Origin of the sequence: Enteractinococcus helveticum (assembly GCF_001657475.1) — a bacterium.
Classification (GTDB): domain Bacteria; phylum Actinomycetota; class Actinomycetes; order Actinomycetales; family Micrococcaceae; genus Yaniella; species Yaniella helvetica.
Genome location: NZ_LXEY01000108.1, coordinates 1 through 390 on the forward strand (window position 1 = coordinate 1; position 390 = coordinate 390).

The following is a 390-nucleotide window of genomic DNA, read 5'->3' on the forward strand; positions in this document are numbered from 1 at the left end:
AGGTAACAATGCCTTATTAGTAATTAACACTTTAGCTTCACTGTTCTCTAATCTATCCGCAACTGCCTTTTCCATAAATGCTTCAAATAACGGCCCAACAATTGCACCAATTTTTAAAACACCTAACAACGCAAAATATAGTTCAGGTGTACGCGACATAAATATAAATACTCTGTCACCTTTGTCAACTTCTGCATGTTCAGACAAAACATTCGCTGCTTTATTAGATAACCGTTGCATATCTTTATAAGTATACGATTCTTTTCTGTGCTCATCTTTGTAATTTAACGCTATTTTATCCCCTAATCCTTGATCTACATGGCGATCTATGCATTCATATGCCATGTTCATTTTTCCAGTTTCACTCCAAGAAAATGCTTGTTCTACGTC

General features: G+C 35.4%; 1 protein-coding gene. It reads right to left on the minus strand.

What is annotated here, in order from left to right:
- On the minus strand, positions 1–390 hold a 390-nt coding region (locus A6F49_RS15200), incomplete at both ends, for an AMP-binding protein (protein WP_043056566.1).